This is a genomic window from Parasediminibacterium schistidii (assembly GCF_046546515.1).
Taxonomy (GTDB): Bacteria; Bacteroidota; Bacteroidia; order Chitinophagales; family Chitinophagaceae; genus Parasediminibacterium.
This window is the reverse complement of record NZ_JBKHKJ010000016.1, coordinates 82,862-97,249: the sequence shown is the minus strand read 5'-3', so window position 1 is coordinate 97,249 and position 14,388 is coordinate 82,862. Positions and strand designations below refer to the sequence as shown.

The 14,388-nt window shown below is 42.2% G+C and carries 12 protein-coding genes; 7 read left to right on the top strand and 5 right to left on the bottom strand.

The annotated features are described in order from the left end of the window. Positions 1-60: 60 nt before the first annotated feature. Positions 61-714 (top strand): carboxypeptidase-like regulatory domain-containing protein, encoded by a 654-nt coding sequence (locus ACHFIY_RS10830; RefSeq protein ID WP_410846111.1) that lies wholly within the window; start codon positions 61-63, stop codon positions 712-714. Positions 715-1,014: 300 nt separating this feature from the next. Here the strand turns inward: ACHFIY_RS10830 and ACHFIY_RS10825 are convergent, their stop codons facing one another. The 3 genes from ACHFIY_RS10825 to ACHFIY_RS10815 form a co-directional block, all read right to left on the bottom strand. Then, entirely contained in the window at positions 1,015-1,791 is a 777-nt protein-coding gene (locus ACHFIY_RS10825) for a M90 family metallopeptidase (RefSeq protein WP_410846110.1), read from the bottom strand. Positions 1,792-1,950: 159 nt separating this feature from the next. After that, entirely contained in the window at positions 1,951-2,394 is a 444-nt protein-coding gene (locus ACHFIY_RS10820) for an SRPBCC family protein (RefSeq protein WP_410846109.1), read from the bottom strand. A 15-nt stretch (positions 2,395-2,409) separates the two neighbouring features. Next, positions 2,410-2,889, bottom strand: coding sequence for a DinB family protein (locus ACHFIY_RS10815; RefSeq protein ID WP_410846108.1), 480 nt, complete (start codon positions 2,887-2,889; stop codon positions 2,410-2,412). A gap of 122 nt (positions 2,890-3,011) precedes the next feature. Here ACHFIY_RS10815 and ACHFIY_RS10810 point away from each other — a divergent pair, with 122 nt between their 5' ends. The 3 genes from ACHFIY_RS10810 to ACHFIY_RS10800 all read left to right on the top strand — a co-directional run bounded on the left by ACHFIY_RS10810 (position 3,012) and on the right by ACHFIY_RS10800 (position 5,434). Beyond that, positions 3,012-4,013: a GlxA family transcriptional regulator gene (locus ACHFIY_RS10810; protein WP_410846107.1), complete on the top strand. Its 1,002-nt coding sequence runs from the start codon at positions 3,012-3,014 to the stop codon at positions 4,011-4,013. 70 nt (positions 4,014-4,083) lie between these two features. Further along, positions 4,084-4,824 (top strand): hypothetical protein, encoded by a 741-nt coding sequence (locus tag ACHFIY_RS10805; RefSeq protein WP_410846106.1) that lies wholly within the window; start codon positions 4,084-4,086, stop codon positions 4,822-4,824. 70 nt (positions 4,825-4,894) lie between these two features. Continuing rightward, positions 4,895-5,434 (top strand): YceI family protein, encoded by a 540-nt coding sequence (locus tag ACHFIY_RS10800; protein WP_410846105.1) that lies wholly within the window; start codon positions 4,895-4,897, stop codon positions 5,432-5,434. A gap of 166 nt (positions 5,435-5,600) precedes the next feature. Here the strand turns inward: ACHFIY_RS10800 and ACHFIY_RS10795 are convergent, their stop codons facing one another. Continuing rightward, on the bottom strand, positions 5,601-6,614 hold the full coding sequence (locus ACHFIY_RS10795) for a class I fructose-bisphosphate aldolase (protein WP_410846104.1): 1,014 nt from the start codon (positions 6,612-6,614) through the stop codon (positions 5,601-5,603). Next, a complete protein-coding gene (locus tag ACHFIY_RS10790) occupies positions 6,607-8,997 on the bottom strand; it encodes a phosphoketolase family protein (RefSeq protein ID WP_410846103.1) in 2,391 nt (796 codons plus the stop codon). Before ACHFIY_RS10790 ends, ACHFIY_RS10795 begins: the two co-directional genes overlap by 8 nt. Positions 8,998-9,274: 277 nt before the next feature. On the opposite strand from ACHFIY_RS10790, the gene ACHFIY_RS10785 reads away from it, so the two are divergent. The 3 genes from ACHFIY_RS10785 (at position 9,275) to ACHFIY_RS10775 (ending at position 13,781) form a co-directional block, all read left to right on the top strand. Then, a complete protein-coding gene (locus ACHFIY_RS10785; protein ID WP_410846102.1) occupies positions 9,275-9,778 on the top strand; it encodes a heme-binding domain-containing protein in 504 nt (167 codons plus the stop codon). Positions 9,779-9,977: 199 nt separating this feature from the next. Beyond that, a complete protein-coding gene (locus tag ACHFIY_RS10780) occupies positions 9,978-10,871 on the top strand; it encodes a prolyl oligopeptidase family serine peptidase (protein WP_410846101.1) in 894 nt (297 codons plus the stop codon). Between the two features lie 168 nt (positions 10,872-11,039). Beyond that, complete coding sequence (locus tag ACHFIY_RS10775) at positions 11,040-13,781, top strand: endo-acting ulvan lysase-like protein (protein WP_410846100.1); 2,742 nt, start codon at positions 11,040-11,042, stop codon at positions 13,779-13,781. Positions 13,782-14,388 lie beyond the last annotated feature (607 nt).

The following is a 14,388-nucleotide window of genomic DNA, read 5'->3' as shown; positions in this document are numbered from 1 at the left end:
ACAATTTTTCGTCATTATTAGTATCTTATCTTGTTAGAGCAGTTTAATATTTTTGCATCCATGAACAAAGTGATTCGCTTTTTGCTCCCCGTTTTTTTCCTTGCGTTTGCTGCCCAAGTAAAGGCGCAGCAAATGCCTACAATAAAGGACTCGATTATACAGTTATTTGGTATCGTAATGACTGCCGATAGCCTTCGTGGCGTGCCTTCTGCAAGCGTGTTGGTAGTAGGGAAGGGTAGGGGTACCATTACCAATAGCGATGGTGTTTTTTCAATAGTGGTGCTAAAAGGCGACAAAATCATGTTTTCATCGGTTGGTTTTAAAGATAAATTGATAGAAATACCAACCAACCTTACCGATAACCAATACAGCGTTATACAACTGCTGGTAAGCGATACTGCCTACTTGCCAGCAACCATATTGAGACCAAGGCCTACAAGGGAGCAGTTTGAAAGGGACTTTATAAACAATGTAGTGCCAGACGACAACTATGAAGTTGCCCGCAGGAACACGGATGAGGCTTCACGAAGGATATTATTAGCCACGCTTCCAGCAGATGGCAAAGAAGCTGTAAACTATCAATTAAAACAACAAGTCAGCAAATATTACTACGCGGGGCAAGTAGCCCCGATGAATATCTTGAACCCGTTTGCCTGGGCCGATTTTATAAAAGCATGGAAACGAGGGGATTTTAAAAGTACAAAGTCGTATTAAAGAATATTCTTAAATTATAATGTGTGGTTTACCTAAAAACCTAGAAAGTTTACCAAAACCTACTAGGTAGGCTATTCAAAATCATAGGAGCTTTTTAGTACAATTTTCAGCTACCCTAAGCATAACTACATTTACTGTTTGGTAATACAGCTGCACCATTCTTTGTTCCTTTAAGTGAAACGTTTTACCTTAAAGGCAGCTTCCTTTATGTTCTTTGCGAAAAACTTTGTGTGCTTTGTGGTTAAACCTCCGCTTTAAACTATACTAACCTTGGTATTCCTATTCCGAACACCCTAGCTTCTAGGTTTTTGGGTAAGCTGGATGAAACATCCTTTCCAACAACCCATACAATTCTGGGTGGTGATTTTTCAATGCTTCTGGGCGTTCAAAAAAATATTCCGACACTACGGCAAAAAACTCCGCATCATTGGTCGTGCCATAAAAATTAATATCGTTGCTTTCGTTGTGTTTCATTTGCTGTATGGTTTGGTGCATTTGCTTTACCCAAGGCAACAAGTAAGGGCGTGCCAATAAATATTCGGGTATGCCATCGGTTGCGCCATCTGCCTTGTCAACCAAATGGGCAAATTCATGTATTACCGTGTTATGCCCATCTATTGCATTGCTGAAAGATTGATGCACAGAAGCCTGGGACAAAATCATTTGTTGCTTCAAAGCACCGTCCCCAACCATGCCCAATATATTGCGGTTATTGCTTTTGGTATCGTAGTCTTCGCTAAAAGCATCTTTGTAAAATAGTATTTCCGAGATATTATTGTATTTCCAGTCTTTAAACCCAAAAATTACAATTATGGCACCAGAGGCAATCAGTATCTGGTCAAGGCTTGTAACGGTTGTGCCAATGCCAGTAATGCGGACAGACTGCAAAAAATCTTTTATGCGTTCTTCAAAAACCAGCTTTCCTGCATTGTCCAGCCCAGTATAAAATGAAACGTTTTCCTCCAGCAACTGGGTAGTGTTTACGGGCATTTTAAAATCAGCCAACCGCTTTTGCTTTTGGGAATACCAACGGGCAAGATAAATGACAATAATCACGAAAAAGGCAGCCCCAATCATAGTAGAAAGATAAAAAGTGAAGTATAAAACGATAAAGCCACCATTCCGAAGCGTATGGCAACTTATGCATGAAGATGTATAAATATAGTGCCAATAAACCCAACGGGTGTACTTAAAAGTTCATTTTCTTTGTTTTTAGAACAAGCAAGCAACCCCTTCTTAGCCAAAAACATTTGTACCTTTTCTTGTGGTTATTAAACTAAACAAGCTTTCTTGGATAAGTTTCCCCCAAGCACTAGAGCAACCCCCATAACACTCTATTGCAGGAACCAAACCTAAGTGTATAAACCTAACTTGCGTTTTGCTATTTATCTCTGTTATTTCAAAAATAATTTTTGTTCCTGTCCATTCGTTTTTGGTATTCACAAAGCTCAGTTGGCTATCGGTAACTAGCCATTCTACTTTTTGGTAAGGGATAAGTTCTTCTATTTTTTGTTTGGAAAAATGAACCTCCCCCATGCGATAGGTAAATTCATCTTCTAGCTTTGTAGTGTTGCCTTCAATTGCCCCTTGCCACCAGCCACGCACATTGTTGATTGCATTAAAAACATCTTTTGGCGTATTGTCAACTAAAATAGTGGTCGTAAAACTTGATGATTTCATTTTTATAGAGATTAGTTAATTAAGTAATTGTAATTGGCCTAAATGGTATTGCAAATGGGAGGTTCTTGTAATAATGATATTCAACTTGTTGCGATGCGGCTCTATGACAAACTCTTGAGTAGAAACAGCAGTGTGTTTTTCAAACCATGCCTCTAGTACTAGGCTGCTAAATTTATGTTTTAGTACCTCACATTGGTTAGCCCAAAAAGCCCTTAATTCAACTACTGAGGGTATTTGGGTTATTTCCTTGTCAGCATGTTTCAAAAACGGTTCCTGCAACTGGGGGTATAGTTTTTCGCCCATGCCTAGCAGCATAAGCAGGTCATCGTGTACTGCAATAAGATGCCCAAGTAAATAGATGCCCCTGTTTTTGCCTGGGGCAATTTCTTTTTGCAATGTTTCGTCATCTAAATTGTTCAGGAGTGTGCCGCAATTTTTGATGGATGCATCCCATCTGTCCAACACCATTTTTACAATTGTTTCTGTTCGTGTCATTTTTATGTTTTTAAGTTTTACAATGCAAATCTATTGTCTATATTTAACTTCAATAGGGTTGTAAATAGACGTTCTAGCAGGCCTTTTTAGACAAAATATATATTTACATTTGCAAAAAAGACATGAAACTCCTCATTATAGTAGTACCCAATGGCGAAAACAACCTCAGCAGCATTACAGGAGCGTATGAAATATTTACAAAAGCCAATTCCTATTGGGCAGGAAACGATAGGGCAGGATTGTTTACCATCCAGTTAGCTGGCATTTCTGAAAAAGTTGATTTCAATGGAGGGTTGTTTTCTGTAAAGCCCCATCTGCATATTTCGGCTATTGAAAAAGCTGACCTTATTATTTTGCCATCCTTAAATCATCATTATAACCTTGCGTTGCAAGGCAATGACTTGCTTATAGCGTGGCTGGAGAAACAATATAAAAACGGTGCCGAAATAGCATCTATATGCACAGGGGCTTTTATGCTGGCAGCAGCTGGATTGCTAAACGGGAAAAGTTGTTCTACGCATTGGTCTGTTGCTGAAAATTTCAGGGCGATGTTCCCCCATATTAATTTGCAAACAGATAAGCTAATCACGGATGAAAAAGGGATTTACACCAATGGCGGCGCCTATTCATTTCTCAATTTGATGATTTATTTAATTGAGAAATATTATGGCAGGCAAACTGCTATTTATTGTTCAAAAACATTCCAGATAGAAATGGATAGGTATGCCCAGTCTGAATTTGTGATTTTTACAGGCCAAAAAAAGCATGGGGACGAGTTGGTGCTTCAAGCACAGGAGTATATCGAAAAGAATATTGACGAAAAAATTACAACTGAAAACTTATCCTCTATGCTCAACGTTGGCAGGAGGAATTTTGACCGGCGGTTTATTAAAGCCACGGGCAACACGCCCATAGAATATACGCAGCGGGTTAAAATTGAAGCTGCAAAAAAGTCGTTTGAAACAAACCGAAAAACAATTAATGAAATAATGTATGAAGTTGGGTACACGGATGTAAAAGCATTTAGGGAAGTTTTTAGGAAAATTACAGGGTTGTCCCCCATGGAATATAAAGGCAAATATTATAAAGAATCTAGTACTAATAAGCACCACCTCGGCAATTAGCAACGCTTTTTATTTTAGATATTTTGTAAGGAAAACTTTTTGCCCACGTTTTCCTTATAAATACAAAAAAATGAAGCATAGGGTTATTGGCTTATTAATTGGGTTGACTATAGTGTATGCTGGTTTTTCACAGCAAAAAGCGGCAGTGCAAGCAAAGAATCAATTTGTTGACATTGCAGCAACTGTTGGCAACTCGCAAGGAAGTGCCGCTGCAAGTTATGTATATAACTGGAAGCTAGGCAAATACCAGAAATGGGAGATAGGATTAGGGGCAAGGGCTACTACCAACTTTGGCACCAAGCTAGATTTTACAACCGCAGGCCCAGCAAAACTAACCAGAGGTACCAGTACCCCTTTTGCTGTTGTGGTAGCCCCTCAAAAAACGGAGAACTGGGATACCCTTACCGTGCAGCGGCCACTTACAACTTCGTTTAATGTTACGCTCAACTTTGGTTACCATTTCAACAAACGGCTTAGCGGCGGCACTAATATTGACCTAGTAGGCTTTACAGCAGGCAGAAGTTCATCGGCCATTTTTACCAGCAATGGCAATACCCAAATAGAACCCATTGCCAAGCCATCATCATTTAACCTGTTACTTACTGGCGATAACGACCTGGGAAGCCTGAACTCTGAGTTTTTCTTAAAATATCAACTAAATAGCCACTGGAGTATCAGGGCTATCTATCAATTTTTATTTACAGAGTATAAAACAACCACTTTGCATCAAACTGCCCCAGACGGAACGGCTATCTACCGGTTTAGGAACAAGGCTAATAATTTTGGTATTGGTATTTCTTATCTTCTTTGATGCAACAACTACATACAAACGATTGTCATATATAACAACAGTTAACACTAATTATTCAAATAAATAATCCATGCTGAAAACGATTACCCTATTTGCTTCTTTGCTTATTGCCTCTTTTGCCATTGCGCAATCCTATACGCCCGCCGACAATGGTTCATCTGTAAAATTTGTCATTAAAAACCTTGGTTTTAATGTGGATGGCAGCTTTACAGGGCTAAGGGGGAGTATTAATTATGTTCCAGACAATCCCACTGTATCTACCTTTAATGTAAGTGTAGATGCCAATAGCGTGAACACAGGCAACGGCAAAAGGGATACGCATTTAAAAAAGGACGAATATTTTGATGCTGCCAAGTACAGCACCCTGCACTTTATATCGTATAAAATAACAAAATCGGCCTCTGGCGAGCTGGCTGTAACTGGAATTATAACCATTAAAGGTGTTTCAAAAGAAATCAATTTCCCTTTTACCGTTACCCAGCAGGAAGGCGGCATTGTGCTAAAAGGCAGCTTTAAGCTAAACCGCCGTGATTTTAATGTGGGCGGCAGCAGCATGGTACTTTCTGATAATTTAGTGGTCGATTTAGTGATTTTTGGCAAAAAGAAATAGGCCTTTCTTAAAAAGGGGTTATTTTTTCACAAAGGCACGAATTTATACTCATCAGAAAATGGTTTGCGAAAATGATTTTAATAAAACACTTTAAAATCAAGGGCTTCCATCATTAAAATTAATCAAATCATTTAATCATTGGTGTATATTACTTTTAGTCCACTACTTACATATCCTCATTATACACTCCCATCCTTGCTGATTGGTCGCATTTTGCACGTTGAAGCAATGCTTCTTGTGCAGGTTTTACATTGATCTCTTGCCCATTCCATATTGTCATAGCGGGTTGCTGTATGGCACGGGCAAAGGAAAACGTTAATGGCCAAGGCAGTTGCGGCATGTCTTTTTGGTGCATGGCATTCAGGTGTGCAGATGCCATTTCACCAGTTTGCCCACCCGATAAAAATGCAATGCCAGCAACCGCTGCGGGAACGGACTGCAACAGGCATCGAACAGTAGTAGTTGCTACCTCTTGTGTACTAACCTGTGTAGGGCATTCTAACCCCGGCATTATCATATTTGGCTTTAGAATCATCCCTTCAAGCAAAATGCCTTGCTTGTAAAGTTGGTTAAAAATATTGTACAGCACTTCTTCTGTAGTTTCAAAACATTGCTGTAAATTATGGCTACCTTCCATTAATACTTCTGGTTCTACTATCGGCACTATCCCTGCTTCTTGGCAAAGGGCGGCATAGCGGGCTAGGGCGTGCGTATTAGCCTCTATGCACGCACCGCTTGGGATGCCTTGCCCAATGGTAATAACCCCACGCCACTTGGCAAATCGCGCACCCATTTGGGCATACTCAGCTAATCGTTTACATAAACCGTCCAGCCCTTCGGTTATTTTTTCACCGGGGTGGCCTGCCATTGGTTTTGCGCCTGTATCTACCTTAATGCCAGGTATTATGCCTGCATTAATAATTGCTTTGATAATAGGCGTGCCGTCTTTTTGTTGTTGGCGTATGGTTTCATCGTACAAAATAGCACCACTGATGCAGTCGCCAAGGTTAGGGGTACTTACAATCAATTCCCGCCAGTCGCGCCGTGCTTCGGGGGTTTGTGGTATGCCTAACTGGGCAAACCTTTTGTTGCAGGTGCCGTTGCTTTCGTCCATTGCCAGCAAGCCTTTAGTGCCAGCCATCAATGTGTTTGCGGTGTTTATCAATAGTTGCTTATCCATGTGGTGCCCATTTCCAGTTTAATATTTCTGGCATGTCCCTGCCATGTTCATGCACATATAGCTTGTGGGCTATCAGTTTGTCCTGCATTTGTTGTTTTAGGTATGCCCCCTTGCTGCCCAGTTGCGGCAAGCGGTCCACCACATCTATCACTAGGTGAAAACGGTCAATATCGTTCTGTACCCTAAGGTCAAAAGGGGTTGTAATAGTGCCTTCCTCCTTATAACCCCTTACATGCAGGTTGCGGTTGGCACGGCTATAAACCAAGCGGTGTATCAACCAAGGATAACCATGGAAGTTAAAAATAATATGCTTGTCTTTGGTAAAAATAGAATCGTAGTCCTTTTCGTTTAGCCCATGGGGATGTTCTGTATGGGGTTGCAGTTTCATAAGGTCCACCACATTCACTACCCTTATTTTAAGGTCGGGCATGTGCTGCCTCAATATAGAAACTGCTGCCAATAGCTCCAAAGTAGGTGTATCGCCACAGCAAGCCATCACTACATCGGGTTCAGCGTCTTGGTCGTTGCTGGCCCATTGCCATATACCAATGCCTTCTGTGCAATGGATAATGGCGGCTTCTATGGTAAGCCATTGGGGCAGCGGGTGCTTGCCCGCCACAACTACGTTTACATAATGCCTGCTGCGCAGGCAATGATCCATAATAGACAACAGGCAGTTAGCATCTGGCGGCAGGTACACCCTTACCACATCGGCTTTTTTGTTTACTACATGATCCAAAAAGCCGGGGTCTTGGTGCGTGAACCCATTATGGTCTTGCTGCCAAACGTGCGATGCAAGGAGGTAATTGAGCGATGCAATTTTCCGCCGCCAAGGCAGCTCTGATGTAACCTTTAGCCACTTGGCGTGTTGGCTAAACATAGAATCTACTATGCGGATGAATGCCTCGTAGCTATTAAATAGGCCATGCCTGCCTGTAAGTAGGTAGCCTTCTAGCCAGCCTTGGCATTGGTGTTCGCTCAGCATAGAATCTACCACTTGCCCCTCCGGGGCTAAAAACTCATCGTTAATTTCTTCCGTTGCTTCCCATTGGCGGTTGGTAACTTCAAAAACTGCACCCAGCATATTGGAAAGCGTTTCATCGGGCCCAAACAACCTGAAATTATGGTGGGGCTGGTTTAGCTTGGCCACATCCCTTAAAAATTTGCCCAATATCGTCGTGTCTTGCCCCATCACTCCTCCGGGGGAAGTGACGGCAACCGCATGTGCACGGAAGTCTGGCATGTGCAGGTCTTGCAGCAACATGCCGCCATTGGCGTGTGGGTTAGCCCCCATCCGCCTGTTTCCCTTGGGTGCCAACTCGGCCAGCTCCGCTAATAGCCGCCCATTTTCGTCAAATAATTCCTCAGGTTTATAGCTTTTCATCCAGCTTTCTAATTCTGCCACATGGTTTGGATGCTCGGCATCTACCAGCAAAGGTACTTGGTGCGAACGGAAAGTGCCTTCATTCGGCAAGCCATCTACTATTTTTGGGCCAGTCCATCCTTTAGGCGACCGTAATATAATCATTGGCCATATTGGCCTTTGGCTATCGTTATTGCTTCTTGCCCTCACTTGTATTTGCAATATTTCCTCAATGGCTTTTTCCATCGCAGCAGCCATTAGTTGGTGCATGGTTGCAGGGTCATCACCTTCTACAAAATAGGGCGACCAGCCGCAGCCCCTGTAAAACTGTTCCAGCTCCTCATGGCTTATGCGCGCAAGCAATGTGGGGTTGCTTATTTTGTAGCCATTCAAATGCAGTATGGGCAGCACCGCCCCATCGCTTATAGGGTTTAGGAATTTATTGCCATGCCATGCCGTGGCCAATGGCCCAGTTTCCGCCTCTCCATCGCCTATTATGCAAGCCACGATAAGGCCGGGATTGTCGAACGCTGCGCCAAAAGCATGGCTGAGTGAATAGCCTAGCTCGCCCCCTTCGTGTATGGAACCGGGCGTGGTCGGTGCCACATGGCTAGAAATACCCCCAGGGAAAGAAAACTGCTTGAACAGCTTTCGCAAGCCCGCTTCGTCCTGCGTAATATTGGGGTACACCTCGCTCCATGTGCCTTCTAGATATACATTGCTCACCAGTGCCGGGCCGCCATGACCCGGGCCAGAGATGTAGAACATATCCAAATCGAATTTCTTGATAACCCTGTTCAAATGCACATAGATAAAATTTTGCCCAGGCGTTGTACCCCAATGCCCCACCACCAGTGGTTTTACATGCTCTAATTTCAGGGGTTCTTTCAGCAAGGGGTTGGCGTATAGGTATATCTGCCCTACTGACAAGTAGTTGGCCGCCCGCCAGTACGCATCCATTTGCCGGAGCAATTCTGGGGATAAAATTTCAGTTTCGGTATTTGTGGTTGCTGCTTCCATGGTAATGTTTGAATTTGATGGGGAAATTCATTTTAACAAGGACTATACCTTGCCAATATATAAGGTAAAGGTCTATGCAAGCAGTGTGTGGGATGTTACAAGATTAATGGAAAGAATTGCATGATTCACACATTTGAGGTCTTTTATTAAATGTGTGCAGTGGTCATAAGGTATCAACAGCAAAATTGGAGTAAAACTATATGGCGATGCCTTTACTCTTTTTCGCCAATCATGGAATAATAACTTAGATATGTTCTTTCATCTTTAACTTAGTACTATGAAAAAGATATTCAAATGTATAAGCTGGGTTTTGTTGGTAGCAATTATTGTGATACAATTTTTTCATCCGGCTAAAAATATAGCAGCGGCTCCATCAGGGTATCATATTAGTAAAGCATATCCTGTTCCGGAAGATGTACAGCAAATCTTGGTAAAAACCTGTTACGATTGTCATAGCAATACTACCCGTTATCCTTGGTATAACAATATACAACCAGTAGCGTGGTGGCTGCACAACCATATTAAGGAGGGTAAGCGACATTTGAATTTTGATGAATTTACCACTTATCGTATAGCTCGGCAATACAAAACATTAGACGAATGTATAGATGAAGTAAAAGGTGGGGATATGCCCTTAGGCAGCTATACCCTTATACATAAAGACGCCATAATAACCGATAACGAAAAACAAGTATTTTTTACTTGGTGCAATACAGTAAGGGATAGCATTAAATCGGCCTATCCGGCTGATAGTTTAGTTATGCCCAAGAGAAAATCTTAGTAATACAATGTCGTATTTCATAACGTACATTAAAATTAAGTAATAGGTTATTTCTGCTCATTAATTATTCAAATTTAAGGTAGGGTTTAGTAAAATTTGTACCTTTACAATGTAAGAACTAGTTACGGTATATGAATTGGCATTTCGCCATAATTGTTATACTGAACAGATTGCGCACTTCTACTGAAAAAATCCTTTAATGAATAAAAATCACAAACCAACGAATACATCATTTTGTATCATCTTGTTTTTTGCTGTTTTGTTTTTGCAATCCTGCAAAAAATCAACTGATACCGGCACAACACTCAATCCCAATGCTAAAACAACTTTACTCGCAGTAGGTTATGGCACAGACAGCCTACAACAAATGGATATTTTCCTCCCCGCAGGCAGAAGTTTGAATACAACCAAAATAATGGTCTTAGTACATGGTGGTTCATGGACATCCGGTGACAAATCAGATGTACGGTTCTTAGTAGATTCCTTCACCAGCCACCTAAGCAATTACGCTTTTATAAATATCAATTATCGTCTCGCTACTTTTGGCGGTATCAATCTTTTCCCTACACAGGAAGCAGATGTAAAACAGGCATTCGAATATATTCTAAGCCACAATACAAATTACCAATACGATACTAGTAAATTGGTACTCCTAGGCGAAAGTGCAGGAGGGTTACTCGCTCTTTTACAGGCCTATAAATACCCATCCCTTACACATGCTGCCATAGACCTTGCAGGGGTTTCCGATATGGTTGGTCTCTATAAGTATTATGCTGCCAATAAGTCTAATATTGCTTTAGGCTTGTCTTTTTTAATGAATGGAACACCCACCTCCAATCCTACCTTATACAATAGTTCCTCCCCTGTAAACTATGTAGGAGCATCTTCGCCCCCAACTATTATTCTGCATGGAACTGCCGATACCATAGTACCCATTACGCAGTCCAATACATTAGATGCCAAACTATCCCAAAGCAACGTACAGCACGAATTCTATACCTACCCAGGCATAGGGCATACCCTTTCATCTCCTGCCACTTTTGAGGATGCTTTCCCTAAAGTGCTTGCCTTCCTGCAAAAGGTAAACCCATAGAGATTACTCGAGGAATATTGAAACTTGTGGATTTCTTTATCCCTTTACTTCAATAAAATCAATAAAGCAAAATAATCAACGTAAATCAAAGGTTCAGACGAATTTCTGATTAAACGTTTATGCAATTATCCAGTCTATCTCTTTATTTTGCAAAATAAGCTTGCTTTTATGATGGACTATAAGAAAACCGTTTTGGCTTTACTGGCATTTTTTTTCTGTAGTGTTTGCGTAGCGCAGCACCCACAGGTATATGTACAAGATGCAGACAAGCCCGCCATTCTCCAAAAAATACAGAACTACCCATGGGCTAAAGAATCTTTGGAAGGCATAAAAAAGTCGGTGGACAAATACGTATCCATCCACGAGAAAGACCCTCAATGGATTATTTCTCGCCTTGCCATGTATTGGAAGCCGGGGCAACACTATACCCAATGCTATATAAACAACGAAACATGGGACTATGGCGAGGGCAATGCCCCCGTACCTACAGTGCGCCTTCCGGGTATGCGTACCTGGAACGAATACAACAATGTGCCGCTGGAAGACCGTATTCCTTTCAACGAATCGGGCGATATGCTCGGAGTGAGTAAAAAATCACCTTCTTACAAGCCTGTGCTGGTATCCTACAAAAAGAGCGGTCACCTCATAAGGGGCAACAATGCCGAAATACTAAACCTCGCCCAGCGTGCCGCTTTTGTATATTGGGTAACAGGGGATGAGAAGTACGCCCGCTTTGCCACTGATATTTTTAACACATGGCTTATAGGTACCTATTATATGGAACCGCCGCTCGACCCAAGCCACCGCAGTGGTGGCCCAGGCGGCTATGCACCGGGTGGCATCATGGGCTATTACGATTATGAGCAAATACACGACAACCTTTGCTTTGAGGCAGTGCCAACATACGATTTGCTGTTCGGCTATCTGAAAGCCCACCCTAGCGAGGCTATGAAGGCTATTGGCAAGCCTTTGGAAACAATTGCCGCTACAGTATTCAAGCGCTTTGTGGAAATTGGCATGGTGCGTGGGGGCAACAAAGGCAACTGGAACGTAAATGGGTGGGATATAATGATGCCGGGCATCCTAGCTTTGGAAACCAATAGCTTCTACCCCGATGGCAAGGGTAGGGAATACTACCTCAAGTTTTATACGGACAACACCACCAAATACCACGATGCGCTGCCAGATATTTTAAGAGCCTACAGCCCGGTAACGGGCCTATGGGGTGAGGCACCGGGGTATGGCCTGGGTACAATAGCCTCGGTGCTGGAAATGGCCTTGCCTATTTATAAAAACGGGGTAAACACCATTGGCAGCAACCCGATGATACAGAAATCTACCCTTGCCATTATCCCTTGGCTAGATGCTAGGGGCAATATGGTATTGTTTGGCGATATGCGTGGCGGCCCCGGCAACTACACGGCTTTTGAACGACTGCTTACCTATTTTCAATGGGTGGGCGATACGGCCGGTGTAGCTAGGATATCGGCTGTTATACAGCAAGGTATCGATGCCAAACAATACGACCGGGGCAAGGATTCATGGAAAGGCTTATGCTACAACTTGGCAACATTAAAAGCAACAAAAACTATTGTCCCTTATGCCCGTGCGGCTTACTCGGAAGTCCATAGGCATATCACCATGAAAAATGGGAACGATACTACTAATGGGTTGATGTTTACCTTGTATGGAGGGTACCACAGGAACTTGCATTTGTCACCAAATGGCTTGGCCATGCAGTTGTATGGAAAGGGCTGGGCATTGTCACCAGATGCGGCTGGTTATGAGTCTTATTGGTCAGACGATTATAATTACCACCAGTCGGCTACAGGTAGTAATACTATTTTGCCGGGTTATACGGCTGGGGCAATAAAAATAAATGCCATGGAACCTGCTGTAGATAGCGGCAGCTTTACCAGCAACAAACACATTTCCGAGAATGTTTCCTTTGCCGATGTATCGGCAGGCGAAAAACGCAGGATGGTAGCCATGGTGCGGACTTCGGCAACCACAGGTTTTTATGTAGATATTTTTAGGTCAGATTTGAATGATAACGACTACCTCTACCATAACCTAGGTAATAACCTTTCGTTCAGCAATGGGGACGGCAGTAAGTTGGATTTTGCACCTACTACTGATTTAGGCAACAAGTACAACAAAGCCTATTCTTATTTCAGGGATGTAACAAAAGCACCGTTGGATAATGATTTAAAAGCCACATGGACCATCACCAAAACCAACCCAACTATCTCCATGGATATGTGGATGCTAGGTGCAAAGAGCCGAGAACTGTATAATTTGATTGCCCCTTATACCAGTAACATTTATTCCGTAACCCCCAACAAGGTAAATGCCGTGCCGGATAGTACCCATGCCATTATAGTAAGGCAAACGGGTAGCAATGCGTGGAAAACGCCGTTTGTAACTGTGTTTGAGCCGTATAGCGGCAATGATAAATCTATCAATACAATTAAAAGCCTTGCGGCTAGTGCTGGTTTCAATGCGTTGCAAATAGAAAGCAAGCCATTGAACAAGGATTTACAGGGCAGGAAAGAAACCGTCTTGTATGGAATAGATGATAGTTTGCATACTATACTTGATATGGGGTTTAAAGGGTTGTTTGGAGTGATTTCGGAGCAGAAAGGAGGAGTGGTTGCTTTGTATTTGGGTAAAGGTAAGTTGATAGGGTATGGGGGTTATGAGATTCAGTCAGTATCGGGTAAAGATATATCCGCAGGGTTGGTGCAAAGTGAAGGACATTGGTATTATTCGGCAGATGCAGCAATTACTATCGCGATGCCAAGGAAAGGAGGGCTTGGGGTGCAGTATATGTCAGGCGGCGTATTTGTAAAGGCCAATAGTGGTATGTTGCCAGCGGGGTATGATGTGGAAATAAGAATGGATAAGTAGTGATGAGCTAATTAATCCCGGATTTTGCAGTTGACTTCGTTATGAAAGGTTCAAATGCAATAAAGACAAGTATTTGAGCCGAATTTTTGGTCGAAAACATAGTGAACTATGGCAAGGCCAAAAAATCAAGCAAATGCTTGTGTTTGAAGTAGTTGGGGCTTGTAATAGATTTCAACTGCAAAAGCCGGGTTAATTATTGCTGCTGCTTCTAAGTGGAAAACAATGCAAAGCTAAAAAATGGAATGAACCTTAATTGCGGGGTTCATTCCATTTTTACTTATACTAAATCCTTTCTAAATTTTTTTTTGTTTAAATCAAAATTATACTTTTATTTTGCTTAATCGATTGTGCTTTTTAGGAAAGAAAATATTGCTGCCTTTTTTTTAATAAAAACGATTTGCCAATATGAAAGATATTCGCCCGCCCTAGCTTTAATACGATGCGGTAATATGCCCAAGCCAAGTGCCTCCATATTCTCCTGTTATATTGTTTTGCCGATGCTTGCTATTTGGGATAAGCAACCGTATTGCCCCTGTTAGAAGTCAATTATAGATTGGTCATTTGTGGTTTTGCCCTAAACAGGGCATGTTATAGTTATGCCCATAAT

Excerpts from the sequence above, each read along its gene's own strand:
- ACHFIY_RS10830 (WP_410846111.1), top strand. The coding sequence starts at position 61 with ATGAACAAAGTGATTCGCTTTTTGCTCCCCGTTTTTTTCCTTGCGTTT.
- ACHFIY_RS10825 (WP_410846110.1), bottom strand. The coding sequence starts at position 1,791 with ATGATTGGGGCTGCCTTTTTCGTGATTATTGTCATTTATCTTGCCCGT.
- ACHFIY_RS10820 (WP_410846109.1), bottom strand. The coding sequence starts at position 2,394 with ATGAAATCATCAAGTTTTACGACCACTATTTTAGTTGACAATACGCCA.
- ACHFIY_RS10815 (WP_410846108.1), bottom strand. The coding sequence starts at position 2,889 with ATGACACGAACAGAAACAATTGTAAAAATGGTGTTGGACAGATGGGAT.
- ACHFIY_RS10810 (WP_410846107.1), top strand. The coding sequence starts at position 3,012 with ATGAAACTCCTCATTATAGTAGTACCCAATGGCGAAAACAACCTCAGC.
- ACHFIY_RS10805 (WP_410846106.1), top strand. The coding sequence starts at position 4,084 with ATGAAGCATAGGGTTATTGGCTTATTAATTGGGTTGACTATAGTGTAT.
- ACHFIY_RS10800 (WP_410846105.1), top strand. The coding sequence starts at position 4,895 with ATGCTGAAAACGATTACCCTATTTGCTTCTTTGCTTATTGCCTCTTTT.
- ACHFIY_RS10795 (WP_410846104.1), bottom strand. The coding sequence starts at position 6,614 with ATGGATAAGCAACTATTGATAAACACCGCAAACACATTGATGGCTGGC.
- ACHFIY_RS10790 (WP_410846103.1), bottom strand. The coding sequence starts at position 8,997 with ATGGAAGCAGCAACCACAAATACCGAAACTGAAATTTTATCCCCAGAA.
- ACHFIY_RS10785 (WP_410846102.1), top strand. The coding sequence starts at position 9,275 with ATGAAAAAGATATTCAAATGTATAAGCTGGGTTTTGTTGGTAGCAATT.
- ACHFIY_RS10780 (WP_410846101.1), top strand. The coding sequence starts at position 9,978 with ATGAATAAAAATCACAAACCAACGAATACATCATTTTGTATCATCTTG.
- ACHFIY_RS10775 (WP_410846100.1), top strand. The coding sequence starts at position 11,040 with ATGATGGACTATAAGAAAACCGTTTTGGCTTTACTGGCATTTTTTTTC.